This window comes from Roseiarcus sp. (assembly GCF_052145395.1).
In the GTDB taxonomy this organism is placed as follows: domain Bacteria; phylum Pseudomonadota; class Alphaproteobacteria; order Rhizobiales; family Beijerinckiaceae; genus Roseiarcus.
Map to the genome: position 1 here is coordinate 1 of NZ_JBKQOT010000341.1, position 6049 is coordinate 6049.

Here is a 6049-nt window from a genome sequence, read left to right on the forward strand (position 1 = left end):
AGGTGGTCCGGGCGATCGAGGTGTGCCTGTCCTCGGGGCCGCCCTTTCGCCGGACCCTTCGCCGAACTATGACCGAACTTTGGCAGCAGGGACGCGAACCGCTCCGCGGTTTTCGCATCCACGATCACTGGAGGAACGGAAACCAATGCCGGCGACGTGATCCTACACCAAGGCAGCGGGCTCGCGCTCAGCAACGGCACCCAAACCGTTGATCTCCAGAACTTTCTGGTCGACACTGTCCACAACGTGGTCGACGCCGACGTCACGATCAACGGCAAGTTTGAAGGCGACCTTGGGGTCTTCAGCATCGGCGCCGGTGGCCAATTGACGCTCACGTCGGCAGCTGCGAGTGCGCTCGACTCGACGTTCTTCGGCCCCAACCTCCACGACGTTAACGTCGTCCACTGTGGTGGGAACCGCGGCGCCGCACCCCTTCGCTCTGACCCATCCTGAAGGGGAGTTCCTTAGTGCCGTCGCCATCGTTGGCACCAGTGAGCTGGGTCACCCGGCCTGAATTCGTAGCAGGGACTCGCGCTGTCGCTTCATGGCGACGGCGCGCGTTTCCTTTGCCGCTGAGGCACCCGCCGGGGAGGCTCTGGGTTAGTGGAGGTCAGTAACGATATCGTGGTTCCGGAAGCCCGCGGGGCTGAAGGGTCAGCGGATCACGGCGAGCGGAAGGGTTTGGGCTTCTCCCCGAACTGCGCAAAAGCGCACCCTTCAATCCCCTCGGTGCCCGCACATTCCGCGCCAACGCAACCACACTGGGTGCCTGAACCCGAATTGAGCGAGCGCTTGCACGGGGCAGACGGCATATCTGGAGCCGACTACGCCAAAGGCCGGTGAAACTTCACGCTCCCAAATGGAATGGCGGCTACGGCGCGGACTCCGGTCCTTCCCGATGCGACCTCTGTAGGCTTGCTCTCCGCCCAATTGAGGCGTCCGAGGCCGCGATGCGCAACGGGTGCTTTACGTCGACAGCGGTCCGTCGGCGCTGCGTCCTTCGGCTCGTGGTTTGGACGCCGATCAGCGTCTTCAGATATCGCGTCCGGTCGGAGGGTCAGCGGCGTTTTTATGCCCCCCGAACGCACAAAGCGTTCCCCTGACGTTACCCGGGACTGGCCATCGCGGGCCCCGGTTCGTGCTGGGCCAACGAAACCCCGGATCTTCGATGAGTCCCCCGCAGTAGACCTCCTGTGTCTTCTCAGATGCCCAGTTCGAAAAGGCCCCGCTCGTCGGCAAGCTCGCGGGGCTCGAAGGCGCAGGCGCGAGGCGACCGGAATGCGAGGCTGCAAGCCGCTGGCCGAGACGCACCCCGCCGCCCTTGCGATGGCGCGCAAGCTGGCGGCTGTTCGTAAGCGCAAGCCGAGCCTCGGCGAGATCTCCGCCGCGCTGGCCGAAGCCGGTCACCTGAACGAGCGCGGCAAGCCGCTCGCCGCCAAGTCGGTTGCCTCGATGTTGGCTTCCGACCGATAGGCCCACAGTCGCGCTAGGAAGCCCGCTGGCGGCCATCACGCCCCCCGCGGTTGTCATCCCTCCCGCGCAGCCTGCCAGAGGCCGCCGTATCGCTCGTACGAATTTCGTCCGAGCCTACCCGAGGCCGCGATCGAGAAGCACGAGGCGCGAAACTGGGCGAGGATGTTAGGGCGTCTTTTCCGCCCTCTCTCAGCCATTGGAGCCTCGATGAGGAGGGTCGGCCCGGTCGGACTTCCCTCTTACCTCGCGGACGCTCCTCCTTGAAGGGAGCCGACCCCAGTGCTCCGCTCCACCTGCCCACCCCTATAAGGGGGGTGGAGCAGTGGAGCAACCGGCCTTTCGCGCTCCACCTCGCTCCACCTTTGCTCCACCTCAACCGCGGAGTGGAGCAGGGCATTTTGCTTCGATAGTGCGGGCGCTTAACGCATCTCTCGGGGAGCCGTTCTGCTCCACCTTTGCTCCACCTTGAAATCTGCTCCACCTTGAAAACGAAATGGAGCAAAACACGTGCCGCCCCTGCTAGTCGTCAGCCCACTCACCGACCTCGACGAACTTCTTTTTCTTGCGATGATCGTCCATGTGTTCGACCTCGACGAACATGCCGTTCCGCGTCCACGTCCGGAGCAGCTTCTTGATCCGCTCGCGGTGCGCCTTGTCGTCGGCGTCGAGCCCGAGCACTTCAGCGACGGCAAAGCCGACCCATTCGGTTGACTGGCTGTTCTGGCGCCATGTGCCCTTTGCGACCTTGTTCTGTACAGCGCGCGGATCGGCCACGGTCACCTTGACCACGGAGTTCGGCCATTCCCACGGAGTTGCGACGCCGACGTTATCGCCATTGCCAAGGTCGACGCTAGTCAGCTTATGCCAGACGGCCGACTCGGGCGGCGAGAGGTTCGTCTTGTCGACCTCGGAGCGGAAGTAGTATCGAACGCTCCTCTTCGCTGATGCCCGCTTTCGCCGCCTCGTCCTTGGTCATAGTGTTCAGGACGCGGATCGAGCGGGCGGCGGCGACAAACGCGCTCGCGCCCCGGGCGTCCTCGGAAGTCGGCATCATTCCCGTTCGTCTTGCGTATGTGGTGCACGCCTTCAATGGCGCAGTTCGCCCGGCCTGCGATCCGCGCGAACGTCTTGGCGACGGCGTCGATCGCCATGTTGTCGTTCTCGGAAACGCGATGAGTGCTAACGATCGGATCGAGGATCAAGACGTCGATTTTGCGCTCAATCAGTGCAGCGACGAGCGCGTCCTCGACCGGCTTGGCGATCTTGGTCCCGGTCCTGCCCTGCTCAGCGACGACGATCTCGATCTCTCGCCCATCAAACCAAAGGCGGCCCGCGACTTCGGACGGGTCGATCCCATAGTGCGCCAGCGTCGCATAGATACGACGCTCGATCTCGACGCGCGGGTCTTCGAGGTTGACGATCCAGACATTCAGCTTACCGACCGGAGGCGTCCCGACAAGATTGCGCCCCGACGTCATCCCGAGCACGTCGGTGATCGTGAGGGAGCTTTTGCCTATACCGGCGCGAGCGACAGTCCCGCTCAGAAACTCCCTGATCACATGGCGTCCGTAAAGGAACTGACGGGGCGGGATCGTCGCCGGATCGCGGGGAACGAACGGCGTCGGGCAGAACTTGATCGGCGCTGCCGGAGCCTCCTTGCCGAGCGGCGGCGGGTTGCGCTCGTCGACTGGTGGCGAATAGGGCCGGGAATCGAAGAGGCGATTCTCGTCGTCCATCAGGCGGCCCTCCTGATCGCGTCGTTCAGGTCCTTCCCGCCGATCGGCTCGTTGATGATCACGTTTTGCCCAGCGTCGTGCCAGCGACGCGCGCACGACTCGACAGCGCGCGCCGAAGCCTTGTCGTTCTCCGCGAGCAGCGTCAGGCGCTCGACCCCGGCCAAGACCGGGAACCGCGCGACCGCGCCCGCGCTGCCCAAGGCCCAGCAGGGCCGCAAGCCGAGCTGGCGCGCAGTCATGCAGGTCTCGATCCCCTCGCAGATGTGCAGTCGGCCGAGGACATTTGCCTGATCGAGCTTGATCGCGCAGCCGCCAACCGGACCGAGGAACCGTCGGCGGAGTTTGCGGCCCCCGGCGTCGAGGAACGTCCTGCTGATCGCCTGCGGCCGGTCGGTCTGGATGTTGCGGAATAGCGCCACCATCGCGCCGATGCGGTTATTCCAGCGGAGAACCTGACCCGCGACGTCCTCGCCCAAGGCGAGGCAACGTGACGCCAAGTAGCGCTCCGCAACCGTCCCGCGCGGATCGACGCTGCCGTGCCAAACCTCAAGCGCCTTGGCACTGCGGTCGCCGTCTGCGACCCGGTGCGGTCGTGGATGTGCCACAGCGGCTCGCTCCACCTTCGATGGGCGCGCCACAACCCCGAGACGACCGGCGACATAGTCGCGGCAGGCGCGCCAGTCCTCGCCGGCGTGCGAGAAGACGATAAACCCGTCGGGCGCTGCTGCTGACAAGGTCACGCACAAAGAGCGGTCCTTGCCTGTATGCCCCGGACCCGGGCAGACGACGCTGCTCTTGCCCGAGACTTCGCCGCCGAGAGCGCGCGCGACGGCGTTGAGGGAGAGATGGGCGGCGCTCATCGCTGCCTCACGAAGCCGGACGGGTGAGACGACCCGCGATACGCCTGCATCTCGAAGAACTATGGCTTGGAGGGCGGACCCGGGGTCAATTTTGGTGGTGTGAGTATCGATCCCGTGGGCCGCTGTCGCAGCGGTATCAGCGACGCGTCCCAGACCGCTGTCTGATCCCATTCCTTACGACGTGGAGCGGTGGCGAACCGGGCGCCGGGTGTTCGCTTCGAGCCATGCCCGGTAACCCCCTATGGGATAGAGGACATCGCGGCCGTCGCGGGTGTACGGCGGACCGTCACCCCGTTGCCGTTCGGCGCGAAGCGTGCGCTTTGACCTCCCGCGCGTCTTCGCCATCTGGTCTTCGTCGAAGTAACCTGCCCGCAGCTCGTTGTTGACGCTTTCGTTGCTCATTTGCACACCGTATTGGCGCTCGGTCGCCTGCGCTTGGCGAGATCCGGACGCTCACGGCATGCCGCGAATCTGTTGCCGGCACCACCAGATACGGTTCCGACAAATGGCTCGTTCTTCCGCGATTTATCGGAAGTTCCCCAAGCGAAGCTATGGCATCACTTTACCGCTGCGCCGTTCCTTTACGACCCGCTCCGCCATCTTCGGCAGCGCCTTCAGATTTTGCGGATCGACAAACGTGACGACAGCTTCAATGAATGCTGCGCCATTTGTGGCTGCGCCGTCGTTGGCCCACATTTGAGTGAATGAAGTGCCACTAACAACAAGCCACAAATTCGCAAGCCGATGGACAAGGTGATGGAGGTCGCGGTTTTCAGTTCGGCCTCGCGGACGCCGCTCGGGGGGGATCGCTGCAATTTTTTCCAGATCGGCTATTACCGCCTGTAGACGCTCAATGCCGCGCGCCAGATCGACAGTGCTTTGCTCGGGTGTCTGGCCTAGAGCCATGAGAAGTGGGTGTTCGTTACCCTCGTCACGGAGGGCTTCGATGACGCGCGCAAGTGACTTAGCAACCTTATGCAAAGTAGTTTTGGCGACCAAGTCGGATGTGAACTGCGAACTTCCGTACCAGTATATAGCCTCTGTAACGCCCGCGCGTAGCCGATTCAATTGTATCGCACCCAGCTCGGCTTTGCTCACTATCGACGCAAGATGCGAGAGCAGGTCTTCAAATTCCCTTCCTTCCGGCAGACTTCTTCTCACTGATTTCCTTCGATCAGCACTCAACCGCCACGCCTCGATATTGGAACAATGTTTTCGTCCGGCCTCCCGGCACCGGCGATCACAGCGCCGATCTTCGCGGCCGCCTCGCGCAGCGGATCGTCGGCAAGATGGCTGTATTTTTCCGTGGTCCGCGCGACGGTATGGCCGAGCAGTTTGCCAACGAGTTGCAGGCTTAACCCGCCGCCGGCGCCAACGCTGGCGAACGAATGCCTCAGCGTATAAACGAGCGAGCCATCGAGCCCGGCGGCGCGGGTGACTGCTGCCCAGACTCCGCGCAATCCCCGTAGCGGCCTGCCCTTGATCCGCCCCGGAAACACAAATTCGTCGTCGGCTCGCTTGCGCCTAAGCTTGTCGACCAGTTCGCAGGCGGCCGGGCTGAGCGGAACCCGATGGACTTTGCGCTGTTTCGTGTGCGCCGAAGGCTTGCTCCAATATCCCGGCTCGTCGAATTCGGCCCATGTCGCCCGCATCGCCTCGCCCGGCCGACAGCCGGTCAACATAAGGAGCCGTAGGCAATCGGCGGCCGGGGTGTCGTGTTCGGCGAGCGCGTCGGAAAGGGCGGCAAGCTCAGCCGATGAGAAAAACCGTTCTCGCCCCTGCTCCGCGTTGCGCTCGATGCCCTTGCACGGGTTGCCCTGCGCCGCGTCCCGCCAGGGCGCATTCTCGCCGGCCATCGGTTTGAGCGACAGGGCGAACATTTTGGATGCGACCGAGTTGACGCGGTTCGCGCGCACCGGCCGGCCTGACGCCGTAATCCGCTCATGCAACGAGGCCATATCGCCGAAATGGACGTCCGCG

General features: G+C 63.8%; 8 protein-coding genes. 1 reads left to right on the top strand and 7 read right to left on the bottom strand.

All coding sequences use genetic code 11. The features are described from left to right. Window positions 1–162: 162 nt before the first annotated feature. Window positions 163–324, bottom strand: coding sequence for a hypothetical protein (locus tag ACLP25_RS11540; RefSeq protein ID WP_442469338.1), 162 nt, complete (start codon window positions 322–324; stop codon window positions 163–165). Between the two features lie 954 nt (window positions 325–1278). Here ACLP25_RS11540 and ACLP25_RS11545 point away from each other — a divergent pair. Then, window positions 1279–1473, top strand: coding sequence for a hypothetical protein (locus ACLP25_RS11545; protein WP_442469339.1), 195 nt, complete (start codon window positions 1279–1281; stop codon window positions 1471–1473). A 519-nt stretch (window positions 1474–1992) separates the two neighbouring features. On the opposite strand, the gene ACLP25_RS11550 is transcribed toward ACLP25_RS11545, so the two are convergent. The 6 genes from ACLP25_RS11550 to ACLP25_RS11575 form a co-directional block, all read right to left on the bottom strand. After that, window positions 1993–2262 (bottom strand): hypothetical protein, encoded by a 270-nt coding sequence (locus tag ACLP25_RS11550; RefSeq protein ID WP_442469340.1) that lies wholly within the window; start codon window positions 2260–2262, stop codon window positions 1993–1995. 65 nt (window positions 2263–2327) lie between these two features. Continuing rightward, window positions 2328–3209, bottom strand: a complete 882-nt coding sequence (locus tag ACLP25_RS11555; RefSeq protein WP_442469341.1) for an ATP-binding protein — start codon at window positions 3207–3209, stop codon at window positions 2328–2330. After that, window positions 3209–4069: a toprim domain-containing protein gene (locus ACLP25_RS11560; protein WP_442469342.1), complete on the bottom strand. Its 861-nt coding sequence runs from the start codon at window positions 4067–4069 to the stop codon at window positions 3209–3211. Before ACLP25_RS11560 ends, ACLP25_RS11555 begins: the two co-directional genes overlap by 1 nt. Before the next feature lie 174 nt (window positions 4070–4243). Beyond that, a complete protein-coding gene (locus ACLP25_RS11565; RefSeq protein WP_442469343.1) occupies window positions 4244–4471 on the bottom strand; it encodes a helix-turn-helix transcriptional regulator in 228 nt (75 codons plus the stop codon). A gap of 147 nt (window positions 4472–4618) precedes the next feature. Further along, on the bottom strand, window positions 4619–5230 hold the full coding sequence (locus ACLP25_RS11570; RefSeq protein ID WP_442469344.1) for a hypothetical protein: 612 nt from the start codon (window positions 5228–5230) through the stop codon (window positions 4619–4621). 20 nt (window positions 5231–5250) lie between these two features. Beyond that, window positions 5251–6049, bottom strand: a 799-nt coding sequence (locus ACLP25_RS11575) for a tyrosine-type recombinase/integrase (protein ID WP_442469345.1), incomplete at its 5' end; no start/stop codon positions are given.

What these genes read in the sequence shown, in the direction of transcription:
- ACLP25_RS11565 (WP_442469343.1), bottom strand. Translation starts at nt 4,471, where the DNA reads ATGAGCAACGAAAGCGTCAACAACGAGCTGCGGGCAGGTTACTTCGAC.
- ACLP25_RS11560 (WP_442469342.1), bottom strand. Translation starts at nt 4,069, where the DNA reads ATGAGCGCCGCCCATCTCTCCCTCAACGCCGTCGCGCGCGCTCTCGGC.
- ACLP25_RS11555 (WP_442469341.1), bottom strand. Translation starts at nt 3,209, where the DNA reads ATGGACGACGAGAATCGCCTCTTCGATTCCCGGCCCTATTCGCCACCA.
- ACLP25_RS11545 (WP_442469339.1), top strand. Translation starts at nt 1,279, where the DNA reads ATGCGAGGCTGCAAGCCGCTGGCCGAGACGCACCCCGCCGCCCTTGCG.